At 37.9% G+C, this 23,285-nt stretch carries 17 protein-coding genes; 14 read left to right on the top strand and 3 right to left on the bottom strand.

Annotated elements, in window-relative coordinates; translation table 11 throughout:
* Positions 1-4 precede the first annotated feature (4 nt).
* From BLR30_RS04770 to BLR30_RS04750, 5 genes are all read left to right on the top strand, one after another.
* The gene (locus BLR30_RS04770; protein ID WP_089855541.1) at positions 5-1,324 is read left to right on the top strand and encodes a hypothetical protein; all 1,320 of its coding nucleotides are present in this window, start codon (positions 5-7) and stop codon (positions 1,322-1,324) included.
* Positions 1,325-1,396: 72 nt separating this feature from the next.
* Positions 1,397-2,314 carry a T9SS-dependent choice-of-anchor J family protein gene (locus tag BLR30_RS04765; RefSeq protein ID WP_089855928.1) on the top strand — a complete coding sequence of 306 codons (918 nt, stop codon included), beginning with the start codon at positions 1,397-1,399 and terminating at the stop codon, positions 2,312-2,314.
* Positions 2,315-2,453: 139 nt separating this feature from the next.
* A complete protein-coding gene (locus BLR30_RS04760) occupies positions 2,454-3,194 on the top strand; it encodes a hypothetical protein (protein WP_089855538.1) in 741 nt (246 codons plus the stop codon).
* A 68-nt stretch (positions 3,195-3,262) separates the two neighbouring features.
* Complete coding sequence (locus BLR30_RS04755; protein ID WP_228400716.1) at positions 3,263-4,570, top strand: S41 family peptidase; 1,308 nt, start codon at positions 3,263-3,265, stop codon at positions 4,568-4,570.
* Between the two features lie 6 nt (positions 4,571-4,576).
* Positions 4,577-4,852, top strand: a complete 276-nt coding sequence (locus tag BLR30_RS04750; RefSeq protein WP_089855532.1) for a hypothetical protein — start codon at positions 4,577-4,579, stop codon at positions 4,850-4,852.
* A 131-nt stretch (positions 4,853-4,983) separates the two neighbouring features.
* On the opposite strand, the gene BLR30_RS04745 is transcribed toward BLR30_RS04750, so the two are convergent.
* Positions 4,984-6,381: an alkaline phosphatase gene (locus BLR30_RS04745; RefSeq protein WP_089855925.1), complete on the bottom strand. Its 1,398-nt coding sequence runs from the start codon at positions 6,379-6,381 to the stop codon at positions 4,984-4,986.
* 153 nt (positions 6,382-6,534) lie between these two features.
* Between BLR30_RS04745 and BLR30_RS04740 the strand changes: the two genes are divergently transcribed.
* The 9 genes from BLR30_RS04740 (at position 6,535) to BLR30_RS04700 (ending at position 18,302) form a co-directional block, all read left to right on the top strand.
* Complete coding sequence (locus BLR30_RS04740) at positions 6,535-6,930, top strand: Fur family transcriptional regulator (protein ID WP_089855528.1); 396 nt, start codon at positions 6,535-6,537, stop codon at positions 6,928-6,930.
* 276 nt (positions 6,931-7,206) lie between these two features.
* A complete protein-coding gene (locus BLR30_RS04735) occupies positions 7,207-9,231 on the top strand; it encodes a hypothetical protein (RefSeq protein WP_089855525.1) in 2,025 nt (674 codons plus the stop codon).
* Entirely contained in the window at positions 9,231-10,268 is a 1,038-nt protein-coding gene (locus tag BLR30_RS04730) for an HlyD family secretion protein (protein ID WP_089855522.1), read from the top strand. Before BLR30_RS04735 ends, BLR30_RS04730 begins: the two co-directional genes overlap by 1 nt.
* Positions 10,269-10,278: 10 nt before the next feature.
* Positions 10,279-11,229, top strand: coding sequence for a TackOD1 domain-containing metal-binding protein (locus tag BLR30_RS04725; RefSeq protein WP_089855519.1), 951 nt, complete (start codon positions 10,279-10,281; stop codon positions 11,227-11,229).
* 8 nt (positions 11,230-11,237) lie between these two features.
* The gene (locus BLR30_RS04720; protein WP_228400715.1) at positions 11,238-12,545 is read left to right on the top strand and encodes a glycosyltransferase family 2 protein; all 1,308 of its coding nucleotides are present in this window, start codon (positions 11,238-11,240) and stop codon (positions 12,543-12,545) included.
* A 49-nt stretch (positions 12,546-12,594) separates the two neighbouring features.
* Positions 12,595-14,622 (top strand): LVIVD repeat-containing protein, encoded by a 2,028-nt coding sequence (locus tag BLR30_RS04715; protein WP_089855516.1) that lies wholly within the window; start codon positions 12,595-12,597, stop codon positions 14,620-14,622.
* 120 nt (positions 14,623-14,742) lie between these two features.
* Entirely contained in the window at positions 14,743-15,114 is a 372-nt protein-coding gene (locus tag BLR30_RS04710; protein WP_089855513.1) for a response regulator transcription factor, read from the top strand.
* Positions 15,115-15,258: 144 nt separating this feature from the next.
* Positions 15,259-16,389, top strand: coding sequence for a serine hydrolase domain-containing protein (locus BLR30_RS04705; protein WP_089855511.1), 1,131 nt, complete (start codon positions 15,259-15,261; stop codon positions 16,387-16,389).
* Positions 16,390-16,577: 188 nt separating this feature from the next.
* Positions 16,578-18,302 (top strand): FAD/NAD(P)-binding protein, encoded by a 1,725-nt coding sequence (locus BLR30_RS04700; protein WP_089855508.1) that lies wholly within the window; start codon positions 16,578-16,580, stop codon positions 18,300-18,302.
* A gap of 692 nt (positions 18,303-18,994) precedes the next feature.
* Here BLR30_RS04700 and BLR30_RS04695 read toward each other — a convergent pair.
* Both BLR30_RS04695 and BLR30_RS04690 read right to left on the bottom strand, forming a co-directional pair.
* A complete protein-coding gene (locus tag BLR30_RS04695) occupies positions 18,995-22,210 on the bottom strand; it encodes an efflux RND transporter permease subunit (protein WP_089855505.1) in 3,216 nt (1,071 codons plus the stop codon).
* Between the two features lie 6 nt (positions 22,211-22,216).
* Positions 22,217-23,278 (bottom strand): efflux RND transporter periplasmic adaptor subunit, encoded by a 1,062-nt coding sequence (locus BLR30_RS04690; RefSeq protein ID WP_089855502.1) that lies wholly within the window; start codon positions 23,276-23,278, stop codon positions 22,217-22,219.
* Positions 23,279-23,285 lie beyond the last annotated feature (7 nt).

The following is a 23,285-nucleotide window of genomic DNA, read 5'->3' as shown; positions in this document are numbered from 1 at the left end:
AACAATGAGAAAATTAACTTTAATCGCAGTAGCAGCATTATCTCTTACTGCTTGTCAGAATGATTCTTTAGCAGATTCTTCAAACTCTTTCGATCTGAAGTCTACTTCAGCTGAATATGTTACAGCTTCATCACTTCCTGTAACTACCGTAAATGCTGATATTACTTCAAATACTACATGGAGCGGAGTTATTGAACTTGACGGTAACATCGCAGTAAAAAATGGTGCTAAGCTTACAATCATGCCGGGAACATTTATCAAAGCTAAACCTAACTCAATTGGTGAAGGAAGAGGGGTTTTAATTATTACAAAAACCGGTTCAATCGATGCTACAGGTACAGAATCCCAGCCAATTGTTTTTACCAGCTACAGACTATTGGATGGCGATGAAGATACGACAGCAAAACCGGGAGATTTCGGAGGGGTAATTATATTGGGAGATGCTCCTACCAATTTACCTACAACAACTACGGTAGAAGGTCTTCCTTCAAGTCCTGACTTTTATTTCGGAGGAAATAATGCCAGTCACAGTGCCGGAATTATGAAATACGTTCGTATTGAGTTTGCAGGTTATGACTTTGTAGGAGCCAACTCTGGTAATGAAGTAAATTCATTGACACTTGCTGGTGTAGGAAGTGGTACTACTTTAGATCATATTCAGGCTTCTTATGGTCAGGACGATTCTTTTGAATTCTTCGGAGGAACGGTAAACGCTACCAACTTAGTTTCTTTCGCAGCTGAAGACGACAACTTCGACTTCGACAACGGATATACAGGGACAATCACTTGTGCATTGGCGCTGGCAGATTATAATTCAGATCACACCGTAAGCGGACAGGTTTCTGATACCAATGGTATTGAGCTTGATAACAATGCTGGTGGTACTTCCACTGCATTAATCACACATCCGATAGTAAACAACCTTACGATTGTAGGGCCACAGACTAATCCGCTTTATTCTTCGCCGTCTCCTTATACAGGATCTAAATATGAAAACGGAATTCATATCAGAAGAAACGGTAGATTGACCCTAAATGACGCTGTGGTTACAGGATATCCTACAGGAATCAGAGTAGAAGGTTCAGGTTCTGAATTGTCTTCTGCTTCTACGTACAGCTCAATCAAAGTACACGGATTCACTACCGCTGTTACAGGATTGGGAACTGCTGGTATTCCTGCTGCTAACCTTGTAGTTTCTGCGACTGCAGATGCTTTTGGTATGTCTCAGCCATTCTTCAACAATGGTGGATGGAATGTATCTCCAAGAAACTGTGGAAACTTCCAAGGTACTTGGACGAAATATGATTTCTCACTTGTAGATTAATTTTTAATGCAGGGAAAGTATGATTGCTTTTCCCTGCTTTTCCTTTTTTTAAATAAATTAATAATTCGTATTATGAAAAAAATAATTTTATTATCTGTAATTCTTCTGTCGCAGGCTATATTTGCCCAATATCCGGTCTGGACTAATTCTTTCGATACACCAGCCGATTTGCAGGGATGGACGTTTCATGATTTGAACAACAACGGAAACGGATGGGTGCAGGGACAAAACATTTACCATAACGGAACGAGTCTTGCCTACGGCTCCTCAGGTGTTCTTCGTTATTCGATCAACCTCGTTCCTACAGGAAACGCAACCGGTTTTGCAGGCGAAAACGACTGGATTATCTCTCCTGAGATTGATCTTTCTAATGCAGGAGGTACACTTACTTTGGCTGGCTACATCGGAAGACAGAGATCTACTCACACCAGTGTAAGCCGGGATGTATATATTTTCGTAAGTACACCGCAAAAACAGGTTCCGGAATTATCAGATTTTCAACAATTAGCTACTGACGCACAAAATACAGGAGGAGCTCCTTATAAATTCAGTGCTACAACAGCAAATCTTCCGACTGATCTTACTCAGTTTGCAGAATCTCTGATCGATATTTCCGCATTTGCAGGAAAGAAAATCTATATAGGGCTTTGGTCAAACAGAATTACTACGGGGTCAGCACCAAATTCACAAAACATAAACATCGATGAAATAACGATTTTTGCTTCAGTTTTAAAAACAAATGAAACTAAAAAAGGGAAAAGCCTTACAAAAGTGATGGAAAACCCTGTAGGAAATACTTTAAGCTTACAATTAAATCCTGAATTAAAGGAAAATGCTACAAAAATAAGTATTTACAATATGGCAGGTCAGGAAATTCTGAACACAAACTACTCTAAGAATATAAATGTCAGCACGCTTACCGCAGGAACATACATCGCGAAAGTGTCAGACGGAAAGATTACTGAAAGAGTAAAATTCATTAAGAAATAACTCATCAGTATAAAACCAATAACCATGAAAACTCATTATTTAGAAATATATCCAATTCAATTTTTATAATTCTCCTGCCCTGTGCTTTTTTCGGGACAGGGCAAGTTTTCTGAATTAATTTTTTATTTAAATAATAAAGATGAAAAAAATCTTAGCAATTACAATATTTACCGTATTATTTTCATGTACCGACAACAGCACTTTAGAGGTTTTTGATAAAGATCAACAGGCCGCAGAGGTGAACGTGAAAGGATTTTCAAAACCGGATGTCATTCAGATGAGACTGAATGGGCAACCTATTTCCATTAACGGACAAAATTCTTACACGGATAAAATTGAAACAAAAATTTCGTTTGTTCTTGACAAAGGCGAAACGGACGATCTTGAAATCTATAACAGCCAGACCGGAACTCAGATCGCAAAATATACCATTACGTATGATAATTTTAAAAATTACTACAATCTGTCATTCTTTAATCTACCTGGTATTTTCTTAAAAACCTATGCGGTAAAACCCCAGGTAAATTTAGGAAAAGTAGGCTTTCAGTTTATTTTTCCTAATCTCGGAGAATTTTCAGGATCTTCTCTGGAAGGAGTAAAAGGTATTTTGAAAAGAGAGAATGGACTTGTCCTTGCAGAATTTGATAATATCGGGAAAAATGATTTTTCAGCAGTGAAAATTTATAGTTTCTTCAGTGTTTCGGCTCCTGTTTACCTTGAGCTTTATAAGCCCGGAACTACGGAACCATATAGCAATCAGCCTTTGATAAAAGTTACTTTAAAACAGGATATCGGTGCCAATATGATTGTTCTTCAGGAAAAAATGGAAAACGGAAATGTCGTTGTCAAAGGCGATATCGATGTGGCAGATTATTTATAAAAGATCTTAGATTCATGAAAAAGTTTTTAAAAATTCAAATAATAGTTCTCATACTCATATCAATAGTAATGATATCGTGCAACCGAACTGATGATGATTCGCCGGATTTCCCCGAAGGAAGTACAGAGTACGTGAATCTTTGGGTTCAGGACAGTATGAAAAGATACTATTATTGGGCAGATCAGATGCCTGCAAAACCGGACTATCACTTGCCTACAAAAGATTTTTTTAAAAGTTTACTGTCTCCTCAGGATCGTTTTTCATTTATCGTCAATACATCAGACTCTTCTACATATCCGCTTTCTGTACGCACAATGTTTGGATTTGACTACACTCTTCTCCAATTGCCAGGAGGTGAAGTGGTAACGGTTATCAAACTGGTTCTTAAAAATTCTCCTGCTTCCAACGCCGGGTTGGAAAGAGGAGTGTTGATTAAGAAAATTAACGGACAGAATATTACCGCCTCCAATGCAGAACAGCTGACTTCTGCTATTCCGTCTCATACGGTTCTCGATCTTACGGTCGGCAGCTGGGTAAACGGATCGATTGAAAATGAGAAAGATATTAAAGTTTATTATGGCTATTCACTTTCCCAGCCCCTGGAATCGAAAATTTTTGAAAAAAACGGGAAAAAGACAGGTTATCTTTATGTGTATGATTTTCCGGATGGAATGGTGAATGTTCTCATTCAGAAATTTGCCGAATTTAAATCGTTAGGAATTCAGGAACTTATTTTAGATCTGAGGTATAATTATGGTGGTTCCGTTTCGTCTGCAGCAGCGCTTTGCTCATTGATTCCGTCAGGAATTTCTGCTAATTCGCCCTTCATTATTTATAAAGGAAATAAAAACGGCGGAGAGGTAAAAAGAACATTTTCAGAACAGATTGCCTATACATCCGGCGCTCCTGATTTCAGTGTTTTACAGGCTTATTCTTTAGGTTTAAGTAAAGTTTATGTGTTGACCTCGGGAAGTACGGCTTCTGCTTCGGAAATTGTCATTAATAATCTAAAGCCTTATTTGCAGGTGATTCAGGCAGGTGATACAACGTTGGGAAAAGATATGGCAGGATTTGTAATAGAAGACAAACGAAAACCTAAAAAAATTACCTGGCAGATTCATCCTGTTATTTATAAAGTTTTTAATGCACAAGGAGAAGGAAATTACAGTAGTGGAATTGCACCACAACTTCAGGTAAATGAGTTTAAAAATCTACCATTAAGTCCTTTAGGAGATCCTGACGAAGTATTGCTTTCATCGGTTTTAAATACAATTTATTCAAAATCAATATATAACGGAAATCCTCAGGAACAGCCAAAAATATTGTATCAGAGTGACAGTCCGGCTGCAGGATTATCAGGGTTAAAATTTAAATAAGATACTATGCAGGGAATAGAGCCAAAATTTCATCACAGCCTTACGGAAAGATTAAAATATTACAGTTTTCTGTTGAAAGAAACGGCAGATGAGTCTGAGCTGCAACAATGTGATGCCATGATCCGTGCTTCAGAATTGTCTGATCTCTATCAGGATTATTTGAATAACAAAAGAAAACTGGAAGTAAGCATTAAAAACTACAGAGACCATCATCAAAGCTTACAAAAACTGCTGACACCAAAAATCCGATATTTGATAAAAAAGTCAAAAAAGCGGCAATAAAACAAGCAAATTTTACCTGAAACAAAAATTTCACATTACATCATAATTTAAACTGTTCCGCTGGATTTCACTTTTAGGGCAGTTTATTTATTTTTAAATCAGTGAAAGAAATCTTGTATAAAGTTTAATGTTTACTCTACTGAAGCCGCTTTTAGCATAAGATAATGTAAATCTGTATTTTTAACAAAAGGTTGCAAAAGTTCGCTTCCGGGGCCAAACATTGCCAGCTCTACATAATCTCCGGAATGATCCATACTGATCCACCCTACCGAATTATGTTTTTTCTGAATTTCGGAATATGCTTTAAACGGAAGTTTTTTATAATTGTAAAGACCTGCTTCCTGTTTTTCAAGACCGGAATAGAAATTCAGCATATATCTGGCTTCGTCGTCGGTAAGTCTTATTGTATTGGTTTCATAAATCCAGTCTTTTACCTGTTGAATATTAAAATCTGCATGAATAGAATTCAGGATAAACTCATTGGTATATTTATATTCTGCTATACTGTTGAATTTCTCCGTTGCTTCCGGGCCGTAAATTGTTCCGGGATTTGCGTTTCCGTGGTCGGTAGTAACGATTACGAGTGTATTGCCATCTTTTTCGGCAAAATCCATGACGACTTTCAATGCCTCCTCAAAAGCAATCTGGTCATGAAGCAAAGCTGCAACATCATTTGCATGAGCCGCCCAGTCTACTTTTCCGCCTTCAACCTGCAACACAAAACCTTCTTTGTGATCTTTCATCTGCGAGATGGCCGATGAAGTCATTTCGGCAAGTGTAGGAATCGTCTGCAGAGCTGGTGTATTTTGCCTGTCAATGCTGTAAGGTAACGCTCCTGTGTTGAAAACACCGAGTATTTTAGTGTCTTTCTTCACATTTTTAAGATCCGATTTAGTTTTGAGAACCTCATATCCTTTTTTCTTGTAAAGATCATAAACATCCTTTTTATCTTGCCTTTTTAGAGGATTGAAAAATTCATCTCCTCCACCCATCATTACATCAAATCCTATGTTGGCATACATTTCAGCAATCTCTGGTTCTGCATTCCGGCTTTCGGAATTAATACAAAAACCTGCCGGAGTGGCATGAGTAATCGTTACTGTTGTCACGCAACCCGTTTTTTTTCCCGCTTTCATAAATTTCTGCCACACAGGAAGGTAGTGTTCTCCGTTGGAGCCTATATTAAGAACTCCATTCTTTACTCTAAATCCGCCACCAAAAGATGAACTCGCAGCAGCCGAATCTGTAACGATAGAGCTGGCAGAGGCTGTATCCATTAAAGCCCTTGAAATTTTATTTTCCCGGTAAAGATTCATCCAGTTTCCGCCATGGCCAAGAATATTTCGTGAATATAGATCTGCCATAGCAAGTGTTCCAGAACTCATGCCGTCACTAATCATAAAAATAATGTTCTTTGCTTCTCTTTTTTTTGTCTGCACGTTATGTTGTCCTGCAAACAAATCCCAGGGATTCAATGTTAATATACCTGATAATAAAGCCGAACCTTTTAAAAATTTACGTCTGTTCATTACATTGGAGTTAGGAATGCAATTTAAATCTAAAAAATATTTAATTACACTTTGTTGCATTAAAGATATATTAAGTTTTAATTCAAAATTCTTATTGTAACTTTGTTGCAAAGATAATTATAAGAATTTAAAAAGCAACTAAGTTGCATTAATATGAAGCAAATACGTAATACTCAGGCAAAAACAGAAATACTCAATCTTTTCGATAAAACTGAAAATGCCCTGTCACATAGTGAAATACAGGAAAGACTCGATGGGTTATGTAATCGTGTGACGATATACCGTGTTTTGGAACGACTGGAAAAAGAAGGGGAAATTCATAAAATAGTTAATGTAGATGGTGTAATTAATTATGCCAAATGCCATCACTGTGAAAAAGACCGGCATTCTCACAATCATCTTCACTTTAATTGCGAAAAATGTAAACATGTTACTTGCATTGAAAATATAGTTCCGCAGATTAAATTACCTGAGAATTTCATTGCTCATAGTTATAATTTTGTTATTAGTGGTATTTGTCCGAAATGCAAATCTCTAGCTACTAATTAACCGCTAAAGTAGGTTTTGAGTACATCAAATTTTAAATCACCTTAAAGTTATTTATTTTTTTCTGATAAATAAGAAATTTAGAAAAAATCAATAATCCTGTTAATTACTTCAAAATACACTATAATACTGGTCTACAAAGCTTTATAGCTCAACATTTGTGCATTTTTCACCAATAGAAGAATTTTTAAAATATTATTAAAATAATACGACTTATTTTAAATATCTGTAAAAAATTTAATAGAAATTAATAACTTTGCAGTAAAATTATTTTAAGATATGCAGAAAGTTCTACAAATTCTATTGGTAATGAATGTTGTCATTTTTTTTAATGCTCAAAACAGACCAACAGTACAGATGAATTCAAAATCATTGAGTACTCTTACTGTTGAGTATAACAAAATATATGAGTCTGCAAAAGAAATCATATCAAACCTTCTTACCGATAATAAGAACACAGCCGGATTAGAGACTTATGATTTTGCATCTGCCAATGTTTCATTGAATAAAAATGAATTTGCATCTAGCATCAGAACTACTGAAGAAAAAAAGAAAATTCACCTGAACTGGGTATCAGAAATGAGCTATAATTTCAGTCCGGGCTTTGGTGATGATGAAAATATTTTTTACCGTGCAAGAGTATCTTCCGGAATAGACTGGCTTGCGTTAGGAGAAGGAAGTTTAAGAAGTCAGAGAATTCAGAATTCTTTAAACGAAAAATTAAAAAACATAGATCTTTTAGATAAAGTAAAATATAAAAGAGAAATTGATTACAGAGCAAAAATCGATCATGTAAGAGCTGCTTTTGACGAGAAGAAGATCAGCCTTTTATCTGATTATGAAAGAATTTTAAAGCTTCTGAACGATTTCACGGCAAATCAGAATAAAATAGGACTTAAAAATAGCGCAGAACTGGCAGAAGCAAAGTACCGCCTGGAAAAAATTTCCATTGAAAAGAAATCGCTGGAAAGTCTTCTTAAAACTTCCGACAGAGTTACGGTTTCCAAAGACATCCTGTATGCCGAAATTCCGGATCTTATTCCTGTAGAAAATATCAACCTGAACGCTTTGATAAAGGATAAAGAAACGGCTCTGAAAATGCAGAAGGAAATATCTGATATTAAACAAAAAAGAGATAAACAGCTTGATCTTAGATTTAAATTTCGTTACAATTACTATTCGGCAATGTCGAGAGATAGGAATTTTGCCAGCGTAGGAGCTACCATAAACCTTCCTATAAGCAGAAGTAAATCTGATATTGAAAACGAAAGTGATCTGAAGCTTAAAGAAAACAGTCTCAGGGATATGCAGACGATTTACCGAAACAATCTAAGCAATATGTTCAGAGATTATTATCTGCTAAAATCTGAAATAGAGATCCTGCAAAGTGAAAGTACTTATCTGGAATCTGAGCTTAAGACAAAATCTTCCAACGAGAAGAGCAACACCTTCAGCCCGGCAGGATATCTTGATACTGCTGAAAAGTTTTTAAATAACCAAATACAGATCTGTGAAAAAAAATCTGATCTGTATGAAAAATACCTTGATTACAGAATGATTTCAGGTACAGATTATAATACACAATCTTTGCAAAGTGCGACCAACGACGATAACGCAGGAAATGAAACGTATATCTGGAGCAGTTTCTTTACCAACTACTCTAATACTTACATTATCAATCTGATGAATCACTGGCATATTAACAAAATTTTCCTATCTGTTGGTAAAACGCCCGATATGCCAAAAGTTGTAGATTTTATGACGAAAGCAGCAGAAAACAATATTGTAGTGTACCGACTTATCGGTGAAAATTCTTATGCTAAAACAGATGATGGTTTCACAGACTTACAGCTTGTGCTTCAGGAGGCTAAAAACCAAGGATTTGCAGGGGTACATCTTGATATCGAACCTCATACTTTTGATGATTATAAGGCCAATGTTGATCTTTATGCACAAAGACTCATTAATCTGTTCACCAACTCTAAAACATGGTGCGACCAGAATAATATGGGGCTGGGAGTAAGTGTTCCGATGCATTTGCCGTCTGAAGTTGCAACGGCATTATCTAATAACAACACTAAGGCTTATATCATGGCTTACGATGTGCTGAGCCTTGATAAAAAACTAAATAAAACATCTGTCATAAGAGACATATTGGGGCCTGATTATTATGTATGGGTTTTCCGTATTAATGATTTTCAGAATTTCAGCGATCTTCTTGATGCAGAAGCAACTGTGCAGACTGCAGGTGTTGCCCAAATAGGATACTACGATTTATCACAAATGAATAACTTTAAACCATAATGGAAATCAATTTTAACAATGATAGTATATCTGAAGAACCGTTTGAAAAGCCCGTAAAAAAACGGAAATGGGATCGCTGGATTTATTTTGCAATTTTGTTGGTGCTCGTCTTTTCTTTTCTCAGATGGCTGATATCTTCCTGGATCTTTGATTATGCAGACGGATTCCTAATGCATCAACAGTTTGATGTAAAATTTACAAGTGATGTAAGGGTTATTGATTATAAAGTAAAAGAAGGTTATGCCATAAAAAAGGGGGATACCCTTTTCAGCTATGAATTTTATGATACCAATTTACGCAAAGATTTGGTGATGGATTCATTAAAAAATCAGGTTAACAATACAACTTTTGAAAATCAGCTTGTATCCATGGGGTCGCAGATTGCAAAAAAGCAGAGCCTCGTAGCAGATATGAGAAAAAGACTGGCTTTCTGGAAAGATGAAAAAAGAAGAAAAGAAAAGCTGGTGTACATTAATCAGATTACGCCAAATGAGCTTGCTAACGTAGACCGTTCTATTGACGATCTTCAGTACGAAATTTCTTCTCTTAATGCAGATATTAAGGCTTTAAAGGATGATATGGCAAAAATGTCATCGATCAATAATAATAAAAACTTTCTTGAGAAGCAGCAAAACCAAGTTTCTACGATCCAGAATTATTACACTTCGCCTGTTAACGGAAATGTAGACCGTTTCCGTATAATGAGAGGTCAGGTTGCTTATAAATCTGATATTGTTACTTCAGTAATTGATAAAATTCAGTATGTGCAGGCTTATATCGACATCAGTGATGTTGAAGATTTCCATGAAGGAGATCATGTAGAGATTAAATTGCCTTACACCTTCCATACAATTACAGGTAAAGTAAGAAAGATTTACTCTATCTCTGAGATAAAAGATAACACCTTAATTAATAAAAGTATTGATGATAATAAATACGGTGTAGTTATTGATATTGTACCATTAAACGGCAAGTCATGGGATGTCGTTAATATCAGTAACATTCCCGTTAAAGTGAGGAAATTAAAATTTACATAAAAACATACATATGCCTGAAAAAATATTAACCCTTGAAAACGGTATGCGTGCTCAGCTCCTTGAGGACTTTATCGACAGAAATGAAATTCCCGACATTGAAAGATCAGACATCTGGATTATAAACAATGACAATGCATGTAAGGTAAAAGATTTTTTAATTACCGCGATCAGACATCCTGATCCTAAAGTTTTTCTAAAACCAGTCTTCCTTCAAAAAGAATTAAAGAAAGTTTATAAAGAATCTAATAACTGTAATCTGAAAAATTTATCAGATGGATATATTCAGAAAATAAATATTCAAAATAAGATACCATATATAAGATTTATTTTAAACTTTATAAAAAAACTGGATAATACTTCAATTCATGAAGAGGATGTACTGAAAAGAACACTGCTTTACTATTATTCAAGAAATAAAGATATTGAACACTACGAAAGCTCCGGTTCTCTCAGTGGTTATTGCTATCCTAGAATTGAAGCGCATTATACCAATATTACCGATGCATACGTTAAAGGCAGGGATTTACTGCACCACGCTTTTGAGCATGATCTTCTTAGAAGAGAATATGTAGATACTTCGCACATCTGCAAAAAATGCAATTCAGGTTTTCTGAATTACCGTGAAGAGTGTCCGAAATGTAAAGAGCACAATCTCCAGGTAAGGGTACTGATACATCATTTCAGATGTGCTTATGTAGGTACTGAACCAAGATTCCAGAAAGGAGATAAGCTTATCTGCCCAAAGTGCAGCATGGAGCTGAAAAACATAGGTGTGGATTATGATAAGCCGGGCAAAGTATTTTATTGTCTGAACGAAATCTGTAAAAATGAATTCCAGAAACCACTGGTTGGGGTTCATTGCATAAACTGCAAAACAGAGCAAGCTCCTTCCGAACTGAATCTGGAAAAGATTTATAATTATAAACTCACCCTGAAGGCGATTAACGAAATTCTCAATTAGTAACAAACGTGGAAAGTTTCTGGGAAATAATCTTTTCAAATCTAAGGTTCTCGAATTGGCCCAAAATTCTGAACTGGGGATGGTATGTCTTTATTATAGATATCCCAAGATTTCTCATTCTCGAAGTAGTTGTTCTTTTTGCGACCTTCAGAAAACGTTTTCTGAATCATGATAAATGGAAACAGGCTAATAAAAAGCTGATGACTGAGCTTCCGCTTGTCACAGTTCTTGTTCCCGGCCATAATGAAGGTAAACATCTTCATAAAATGGTGATGTCTATGAGGAAACAGACCTATAAAAATTTAGAAATTATAGTTGTTGATGACGGTTCTACAGATTATACAGGAATTATCGGAAGATCTTTCGAAGAAAATGGTCTGATCACAAAATTCATCCGCTCGGAAATCCGTGGAGGAAAAGCTTCAGCCGCAAATATTGGTTTAAAATACTCGAAAGGAAAATTTATAGTGCATATCGATGCAGACTCTTCTTTGGAACACGATGCTATACAAAAATCTCTGCTCCCTTTCTATGTATATAAAAATCTAGGTGGCGTGGGCGGAAACCTTATGGTAAGAAATGATGAAGAATCTCTCACGGCCACGATGCAGTATCTGGAATACCAGCAGTCGATAAGCATTTCGAGAATTGTAACTTCTACTCTCGGGCTTTATAAGATTATTTCGGGCGCATTCGGAATTTTTCCGAGGAATATATTGATGAGAGTCGGCGGATGGGATGTAGGACCCGGTCTCGATGGAGATCTTACCGTGAAAATCAGAAAGATCGGCTATGATATCCACTTCGAACAAACTGCGATATGCAATACCCACGTTCCGGTAGAATGGGCAAAACTGGCCAAGCAGAGGTTACGATGGTCGCGGTCGCTGGTTCGTTTCAGACTTAGAAAACATTATGATATATGGCTTCCAAATAAGAATTTCAGATGGACAAATTTCTTTTCGTTTTTTGAAAATGTATTCTTCGGATTGGTATTAGATATCACCTGGATGGTTTACATGTTCAGAATAATAATTGAAAATCCGGAATTTTTACTTTTCTGGCTGCCTTTCAAATATTTAATATACTTACTGCTGTATTTTACGCAGTTTATTATTTGCTTGTTAATAGTGAAAAATAAAAGAAAGTATTTATCAAAAATCATCTACGTACCACTCTATCCTTTGTATATGGGATACTTTATGAGGATCGTAAGAACAATTGCCTATATTGATGAATTCTTTTTTTATGATTCCTATAAAGACCCGTGGAATCCTCAGAAAACCTCAAAAAAGGCTCGAGAATTTGGTGCATAAATTTTTAATAATCAAAACCCTTAATAAAATTAAATAACATTTACCCTTAATGAAAAAAAAGCTAAGCGTAGCAGTGGGATTATTCCTTCTTATTGCTGCAACCGGGTGTTCTTCAGAAGAAAATTCACTTTCTGAAAACAATGAGAGTTCAAACTCTATTACCAATGGAGACATTACCCTTCGTTACGGAAGCGGAGATCTCAACAAAAGTATTGAGATTAAGAACTCAGCTGTTAACTTTATCAAGTTCGACCAGAGCGGTCAGAAACTTTCTGCATTGCAGAACAAAACAACTTATACCCCAAACCTTGCTGGAGCAATAGCTGCAGTAGGTAATAACTGGTATAACATTAACAACGGAGAAACGTACTACATCCCGGAAGGAACTACCTTTACAGGTGGGTTCAATTTCAACTCGGGAGGTAAGATCATCATTCTTGGTGAACTGGGCGGATCAAACTGGCTCAATGTTCCCAATGGTGGTAGAGTGGAAGTTGGAAACAACGGTAAAATCTTAAGTACTGTCAATTTTCACCTGAATTCTGCAGGTAAATTAGACAACTACGGATTTGTAACCTATACTACAGGATCTGTTGATGGTATCATCAACAATTACAACAATTTAAACTTTAGCAATTCCGAGAGTCTGAATGGTAGTTCTATCGTAAACAATTACTGTAGAATGGTTTTCAATGCACCAAACAATTACCTGAATTCAAGCCTGAATAATGAAGGATATCTTACATTCGAGAAAGGATTCCATATCAACGGCTCAGGATCCCTGAATCTTAAAGGTCAGTCATACACTGAAGTTACCGGCGGAACTGTATCGATAGACGGTAAGATAAAAGCTAACGGAAACGGAGACGGCTTTTCAAGAATGGACTTCTCCAATATGTCTTTCGGGAATATTAATGCGAATATTGCTTTCATGGGACATATTGACCTGAACTTTGTGAATACTTCTTATACTGCAATACAAAATAAGATCAACAACCAGGTTACTATAAATTCAAATGCCTACATTCAGGCAAACGAATGTACGCCTCAGAAAGGTAATGCTCCGTGTTCAGACGATCAGCTGCAGTTTACATTAGTGGCAAACGTGGCAAGCCCATCGATCAGCAATACGACGCTAAGCGCAACAGGTGTTACCATCAACAATGGTTTTGCTTATGTATCGTACCATACGAATGACGCGGTTGCAGGAAGCAATACAAAAGGAGCCATCAGAATCTTCAATGTAACTGACTACAACTCCCCTTCTTTGGTGAATGAAGCATTGTTCAACAACATAGAATTCAACAATGTAGATGTTGATAATAATAAGCTGTATGCTGTAGGTGGAGATAAAAACGGTGCTAAACTTGTTACCGCTCCACTTGTTAACAATACATTCAGCACTCAGGATCTGTCTTCATTCCTGAATTATAAGCTTCCTAGCTCTACGGCAAAAAATTCTTACTTCTACAACAATTATCTATATGCTTCTACAGGTACAACAGGAGGAGGATTCTTTAAGCTTGATCCAAACAATGCATATGCTATAACAGATCAGTATAATTTTGCTGGTGAAAGAGCTAAATATGTAGCGCACAATAATACTTATCAGGTATTCCTTGCTGTTCAGGCAACCGGAGCATCACTTAGAATTGCCAACAACGACGGTTCAAATCCGAAAGTGTACAATTACAGTACTCTTGCACAAACTGTTACTGATGGTAAAAATGTAATCGTGCTAGATGATGAATACGTATATGTTGCTTTAAGTGATAAAGGGGTAGCTAAAATCAGATTAAGCGACGGACAGCTGATGAATAACTTCATTCCTAGAAACTTCAAGGTAAATGATCAGAATGTATTCAGCCAGACAGGTCTTACCAATGCTGTTGCCGTAAACAACTGTTATCTTTATCTTGCTAATGGTACAGACGGGGTAATTGTTCTGAACAAAAATACCTTTAAGGTAGTAGGTTATTACAAACTGAGCGCTTCTGCAAACTACATCTACATCAGCAACAATCTTGCATTTGTAGCTACGGGAGAATCTGGTCTTAATATCCTTAAAATAAACTAATCGTTTACAAGACAATATTTTGTCTTTAGTGAAACATAATCCGTCTCTTTTCAGAGGCGGATTTTTTATTATTTTTCAGTCCGTAATAAAGATTGGCTTCGTTTTTGCCCGGCAACCGATATGAAAACAATTTTTATACTTGAAGATGAGACAGGCATCAGAGATGCATTACAATTGCTCCTGTCATTTGAAGATTATGATGTTCGTTCTTTCTCTACGGTTGATGCCTTCAACAAAAGAGATAATTCGGTAAAACCTGATATCTTTATACTGGATGTCATGATGCCCGACGGATCCGGGATTGAGGTTTGTAATGCTTTAAGAAACGATCCTGAAACAGCAAATATCCCGATCATGATTATGAGCGCACACGCCAAAGACACGGAAGTAACCAGCAGATGCAACGCCGATGAATTTGTAAGCAAACCTTTTGATATTGATGCAGTTCTTGTAAAGATCGAAAATCTTGTTGGTCAGAAAACAAGCATCTAAATATTGAATGAATATCAAAAAAGATAATACAACAAAAAACTGAAGAGACCACAATGGTCTCTTTTATCATTTATAGCCTACGGCACATCCTTTGAATGAAAATAAATCTACAAAACAAAGCTGCAAGACATCAAGCGTAATCATATGAAAAAAACTCTGACGTACATTATAGCCGGAACTTCAGCAATTGCCGCAGCCATCTATCTGTCCGGGTATGGATTCATCTTTAAAGCTTTGGCGATGAATGTGAATAAAGGCCCGATAACGCCATCAATTGATGATGGAGAAAAATTTCCCTCACGCAGTATTCCCAATCTTCATCCCGAGCCATGGAAAAAAGACCAGAACTATAATACCGGTGTGCTTACAGAAAAACTCGTCGGAGAACTGAAAAAAACGCGTGCCTCATCTCTCCTCGTTATCCGCGATAGCAAACTTCTTTATGAAGAATACTGGAATGATCATGATGCATCTTCATTAATGAATTCTTTTTCAATGGCGAAAGGTATCCTTTCCATATTAGTGGGATGTGCCATTGACGACGGTTATCTGGAATCTGAAAATCAGCTGATATCCTCTGTTTTCCCTCATTATAAAAACAGCCGTTACGGAAAACATCTTACCTTCAGGCATCTAATGACGATGCAGGCTGGGCTGGACTGGGAAGAAGAATACCACCACCCTTTCTCGGAAAACTCAAAACAGTACTTTGTAGAAGATCTTGCCGGGCAAGCTTTTGATATCGGGTTTAAAGAAATGCCCGGACACAATTACGAATACCAAAGCGTTGCCGCGCAGATTCTCGGTTTAGCTTTAAGAAAAGTCACCCGGAAAAATCTCGCAGATTACCTTTCTGAAAAAATATGGAAACCCCTGGGGATGGAATCTCCGGCAAAATGGAGCATCGACAAGCAAGGAGTTGAGAAAGCTTTTTGCTGTATTCATGCGACGGCAAGAGATTTTGCAAAGATCGGACAGCTTATCATGCAGAACGGACGCTGGAAAGGAAAGCAGCTCATCAGTGAAGAATACTGTAAAAGGATGCTTACTCCCACGAAAACAAACGATGCATTCTGCTTTACCATTTGGGCAGACGATGAACATCAGCTCCAATATCGTTTTTTCTATGGTTTCCTGGGACAATTTATCATCATGATTCCGGAAAAACAATTGGTTATTGTAAAGACAGGATTCTACAACAGACTTGATGTTGACGATAAGAAAAGACCGCTCCAGGTGAAAATATTTGCTGAAGAATTTGCACGTATGATATAATCGTATTGTTCTTAAAATATTCTTTCTCCCCGTCTATCATATTGTACCACATTCTCTAAAACAGGCTGATAGTGGCATACGCTTTGAAGGTTACACAGCAATTGCAATCAAAAGAAAATAATTGATATCAAATCAATATTACAGCTATTGCCTGCAACATTACAATCACTGAAGACAGAAATTTAAATATGGAAAAAATCGATAGTATCGGGATTATCGGGGGCGGCCCGGCAGCATTATTTGTTGTTAAACATCTGATCTCCGAAAACGTATATCCCCACACAATATATATCTTTGAAAAAAGCACACGACTGGGCGCAGGAATGCCTTACAGCACACAAGGCGCGGCTCATGAACATGTAGCCAATGTGTCTGCCAATGAACTCCCGGAATTGCCGGAAACCTTCACCTCTTTCATTAAACGTAAGCCTCATAAAGATTACGATGGCTTCGGTAATTACCAGGAAATCAACGAATATAAAGTTATCCCCAGGCTTGTGTTGGGCGACTATCTTGAAGAGCAGTTTAAAATTCTTCTGAATGATATCCGGAAGCACGGCGTTCAGGTAAAAGTCTGTACCGAAACAACCGTTACTGATATTCGTAAAAAAGAAGATTATTTTGAAATTATCACTAATGAGGATGATGTATATGAATGTTCTGCAGCTGTAATCTGTACCGGACATCACTGGCCTAAAGTACATGAAGAAAATATTCCCGGCTGGTATGATTCCCCCTACCCGCCTTCCAAATTCTCAGAGATCACCAACCATCCCGTCGCCATACGCGGAACTTCTCTTACCGCTGTAGATGCCATAAAAACCCTTGCCCGTCTTAATGGGATATTCAGTGAAGAAAAAGATGATCTTGTTTATACTTTACACGAAGAAAGCAACAACTTTTCTCTTACCCTTTTCTCAAAAAGAGGCTATTTACCGGCATTACGGTTTCATTCTGAAGGAAGTGCATTTTCTGAGGGCTGGATCATGTCTCAGGACGAAATCTTTGAATATAAAAGCAACCACGGTGGATTTGTAGATCTGGATTACGTATTTGAGCGAAACTTCAAGCAACCGCTGAGAAAGAAGAATGAAAAGTTCTATCAGGAAATCAAAGACCTTTCTATAGAAGAATTTGTAGAAAAAATGCTCAGTATCCGTGAAGAACTTGACAGTTTTGAGCTTTTCAAAGCAGAATATTATGAAGCTGAGAAATCAATCGACCGGCATCAGACCATTGCCTGGAAAGAAACACTTGCTGCGTTCAGCTATGCAATTAACTACCCTGCTAAACACTTTTCGGCAGAAGATATGATCCGGATGAGAAAGACACTCCTTCCTCTCATCTCCGTGATTATTGCTTCGTTACCTCAGTCATCGTATAAAGAAATCATAGCCCTGTACAATGCGGGGCTGATTAAACTGGTAAGCGTGGACGATGAAAGCTACGTAGAGCCTCATTCCGCTGAAGGAATTGTTTATCATTATGTCGATTCTGAAGGAGATAAAAAAAACGATCATTACAGAATGTATGTAGATGCTATTGGTCAGCAGCCGGTACAGTTCAATGATATTCCTTTTAAAACATTACGTGAGGACGGAATCATAAGCTCAGGATATCTTAAATTTAAAGATACAGATAGTGGGAAACAACAGTTTGAGAAGAACAGTAAAAATATCCTTAAAATAGAACCTGACAATTTTTATCTGCGTGTTGATGGTCTCAACATCAACGATCATTTTCAGGCACTTGATTATTATGGAAAAGCGACACCATCCCTTTTTATCATGTCAGTTCCATTTATTGCAGGCCTTAATCCCGATTATTCCGGACTGGATTTTTGTGATACCGCAGGAAAAAGAGTTGCCCATTCCTTAAAATTAAATATCACTGAAGATCGTATTCTCAATTAATGGTGACTTCGACTCCGCTCAGTCACCAGTCCTCCAAATGTAACCCGAGCCTTCGATTCACTATATACTTTAACGCTATGGTTCGCAAGAAATTTATAATGTTGCGTACAATCTCAGCATCGTTAGTAATATGTGTTTGGAAGTATGATAGCCATTCTGTGACGGTCTTTTCAAACCACCCCGTCAAAAATTCTTTGAATTTTTGCCACCCCTCCAAAGGAGGGGAATTTTTGTGACGCTTAACTCTTCATCGCTCACATTCCCAAACCCTCTACACTAAAACCTCAGACCTTCAAACTCTCCAACTAAAAGGTGACTGAGGTTCTCGAAGTCACTCTCCCCAAAACCCTCCCCTCTCAAAGTTGGCTGAGCGGAGCCGAAGCCAAAACTCCGACTGGAAACCTTTCCCAAGCCGGAGTAAAAATATATCATAAGAAATACCCTATTAAAGGTTGTCCGTTTTCGAGAGATGTTCTCATCGGTCGATGAGAACACCTTATCACGCTCGAGATAACCTTCTTATCTCGACCGATGAGAGATCCTTGTGTCGGTGTAAAGATCAGAGTTTTATTACTTACAATATTATGCTCTCAAGAGAATAAATTATATTATCAATTTGCCTTTGGCTCATAAAACAAAAACCGCCTTGTAATACTACAAGACGGTTTTTTGGTTAATTAAGGTTGCTATATTTAATCTAAATGTTTCGGGGTATATCCGTCTTCACTTAGTTCTCTGTGCTCATAATCGGCTTTCATTTCAGCTTCATAGTCTACTTTTTCTCCCATTTTAGTTCCAAAAATTCTATTGAATAATCGACTGAAGAAATTAATAGTAGATTCCATAAGTGAATATACCACCGGCACAATGATTAGCGTAAGGAATAGAGATGATGTTAGACCACCAATAACTACCCATGCCAGACCTTTATTCATCTCTGCCCCTGCTCCGGTTGCCAATGCGATTGGCAACATCCCAAAGATCATCGCAATGGTTGTCATCAGGATCGGACGAAGACGTGCGTGGTTTGCCTGTATCAGCGCATCATGGGTATTTGACCCTGCTGCTTTTCTTGCATTGGTAAAGTCTACGATCAGGATCGCATTCTTTGCCACCAGACCGATCAGCATAATCATCCCCAACATGGTGAAAATGTTCAGTGAATTGGCTGTAAGGGCAAGAATCACCATTACCCCGATCATCGCCAACGGAATAGAGAATAATACCACAAACGGATACACAAAACTGTCATACAAAGAAACCATCACCAGGTAAACCAATACGATAGCTGCTAATAAAGCGATTCCCAGGGTACCGAAACCTTCCTGTTGGTTTTCCATATCTCCGCTCCAGATGTAGTCTACCCCTACAGGTTTGGTTGGTTTATCCATGAATTGTTTTGCCCATTCATTCGCTACGTCTCCTACCGGTCTACCTACGGCTTTTGCTCTTACCTTCACGGAAGGCGATTTGTCTCTACGTTCCAGTAAGCTTGGTCCTGATCCCATTTTTACATCTGCAAACTGGCTCAGACGGATCTGCTGCCCCTGCGGATTGGTAAACATCAGATTCTTCACATCATCAATAGACTGTCTGTTGGCATCTGCGAAACGGATATTGATGTCGTACTCATACTCCCCTGCTCTGAATTTTCCGTCGGTATTTCCGTTGAATGCGGTCTGCATCGTTTGTCCTACGCTGGAAAGGTTTAAGCCTAAAGAAGCCATTTTATCTCTGTCGATATTCACCTGAACCTCGGGATTACCGGTGTCGGTTGATAATTCTGCATCTACTGCTCCGGGAACTTTTTTAAGCAATGCTAAAATCCTGGTGGCCTCTTTTACCGCTGTTGCGTTATCCGGTGCTGTAACCACCATTTCAATCGGCGCATTTTCAGCACCCATTATTCCGATAGGAGCGGTTTTAAATTCAACTCCTGTAAATTTCTCTTCTAAAGCTCTTTTTATTTTTGCCGCTTTAATGTTTGTGCTTTCAGAACGTTCTGATTTGTCCGTTAAGTTTACCTGCACCTCTGACTGATAAGTTGTAGCCTGAGCGCCGCCAAAACCTGTAGATTGTTGCCCTACTGTTGTGATAAGATCTACCACATCTTTATCGTTTCTTAAGAACTTCTCAACATCTAAGGTAAGCTGGTTTGTTTTTTCAACCGTTGCATCTTTTGATAACTCCATCTGCACCAAGAACTGCCCTCTGTCGATCGGCGGGAAGAATTCTCCTCCGATAAACCCGAATATGACAAGCATGAAAGAAGAAATCAGGACAAGGAAAGTAATTACTACCGTCATTATTCTTCTTAATGTGGTTTTTAAACACCATTCCAGAATTCCGGTAATCCAGTGTGTAAATTTGTCGATCATACTTTCAAACCAAAGGATGAATTTCTGGAACCAGTTTTTACCTGTTAAATGTTCAAGCTTACCAAATCTTGAAGATAGCCAAGGGATAATGGTAAAGGAAGCCAGCAATGACAATAATGTCGCAATTACTACCGTAACGCAGAACTGCGCCAGAATGTTGGCTACCAAACCTGAACTCATCGCAATCGGAAGGAATACTACTACAATTACCAATGTAATCGCCGCTACCGTGAATCCAATCTCAGAAGCTCCGTCGTATGCTGCACGGATCTTGCTTTTCCCCATCTCCATGTGACGGTAAATGTTTTCCAATACTACGATCGCGTCATCCACCAGGATACCTACCACAAGTGACAGCCCCAGTAAGCTCATCAGGTTTAAGGTATATCCCATCAGATTCATTCCGATAAATGTAGCTACCAATGATGCCGGGATAGAAACCATTACGATAAATGCGTTTCTGATACTGTGAAGGAATAATAACATTACAATAGCCACAAGAATGATCGCCAGGAAAAGGTCAAAAATTACATGGTTGGCAGATTCAAGGGTAAAGTCTGTAGTATCATTTACCACTTTTACCTTTACACCCTGTACTTTGTACGCTTCTTCCACCGTTGCAATCGTCTTCTGAACACTTTCCGAAACTGCTACTGCATTGGCATCTGACTGCTTTTTAACCTGCATCAAAATGGTCGGCAACTGATTAAATCTTGCCACTTTTTCTACATCTTTCTGAGAATCGAATACTGTCGCAATATCGGATAGACGAACCTGCGCTCCATTTTTATTGGAAACTACAAGATTGTTCATCTCTTCTATTGATTTGTATTTCCCTGATAGTCTGATGGTAGATTTTGAAGTCCTTGTCTTCAGACTTCCTGTTGGGAAATCGAGGTTGGAAGAAAGAATGGCCTGTTGCACATCTCCTATGGAAAGCCCATATCCCTGAAGTTTTTTCTCATCAAGATTTACCTGAATCTCTCTTTCTTGTCCGCCCACAAGATCAACCTGTGCCACGCCGTTCACACGGGAGAAGATCGGTTCAATCTTTTTATCTAAAAGGTCATAAAGCTCTTTATTATTGAGTTTATTTGATGAAACACTCATGGTGATGATCGGTAAATCATCAAGCGAGAATTTATTAAGCGACGGTGCATCTACATCATCTGGAAGATCTGCAATAATCGCATTTACTTTTCTCTGGGCATCATTTAGGGCATAGTCTACATCGGCTCCGTCGTTCAGCTGCACCATAATTACGGATAAGCTTTCGTAAGATGAAGATTCTACCTTTTTCACGTTTTCCAAAGATCCAACGGCATCTTCGATCTTTCGGGTCACGGAAGTTTCTACCTCTGCAGGAGAAGCCCCTGGATATACCGTAGAAATCGTTACCATATTGGTTTCAAACTTCGGAATCAACTCGTACCCCATCATGGAGTAGCTTAATATACCTCCCAGTGTAAGTATCGTAAAGAGTACGATAACAAGGGATGGTCTTTTAATGGATATTTCTGCTAACTTCATCTTCTCTTACTTTACGATATTGATTTTTGACCCGTTGCTAAGGTTGATCTGTCCGCTGGTGATTACCTGCTCGCCACCGTTTAGCCCGCTTAAAATCTGAACTTTGTCACCATATACTTTTCCTGTCTGTACCTTGATTAATTTAGCCGTTCCGTTATTAACAATAAACAACTGCCCTGAGCTTACTCCGTTTACGAAGGCTTCCGCAGGCACAGTAAGCATATTCTGAGTTTCAGCACCATTATTGGTTTTGAATGTGGCTGTAGCGTACATTCCCGCTTTCAGATTTCCTTTGTTTTGAACCTCAATTTCTACAGGGAAATTAAGTGATGCATCACTTTTAGGAGCAATAAAGGTAATTCTGCCACTGAAAGATTCGTCTGGCAATACGTTTACTTTAATAGGAACTTCCTGCCCGATCTGAATTTTACCGATCTGGCTTTCATCTACCAAAACAGAAAGTTTTAATGAATTGATATTTACGATCTCGAATAAAGCCGTTCCCGGAGCCACTACCATTCCCGGCTCTACCATTTTTTTGTTGATAGTACCGCTGATTCCTGCACGAATGCTTGCATCATTTACTTTTACGCCTTGGGCTCTTACGGCTGCCTGAGCATTTTTCAGCTGTAGTCTTGAATTATCAAGCTGCTGCTTTGTAACACCACCAGTTTTGTAAGCGTTTTCGTAACGCTGATTATCAATCATCGCATTTTGTAAATTATTCTGAGCCTGAGTAACGTCTACTTCGATAGCATCTTTCTTGATGGTCGCCAACACCTGTCCGGCACCAACTCTTGACCCTTCTTTCACTAAAACACTTACAATTCTACCTGAGATTTCAGAAGACTGATTAGATTCCTGTTTCGGAATAAATGTTCCGTTGGCAGAGTAATCTGTATCAATATTTGTTCTTGAAGCGGTTACAACATTTACGTTGATTTTATCTACCTGCTTGGCAACTTCTTTTACTTCCTGAGTCTGTTTTTCTTTGTTGCTCACTATTTTGTATGCCGCTAAACCTACCAGAACAGCCGCCACTATGATATATATTAGAGTTTTTTTCATTGTCGTT

This window comes from Chryseobacterium taeanense (assembly GCF_900099685.1).
In the GTDB taxonomy this organism is placed as follows: domain Bacteria; phylum Bacteroidota; class Bacteroidia; order Flavobacteriales; family Weeksellaceae; genus Chryseobacterium; species Chryseobacterium taeanense.
This window is presented reverse-complemented; position numbering and strand designations above follow the sequence as displayed.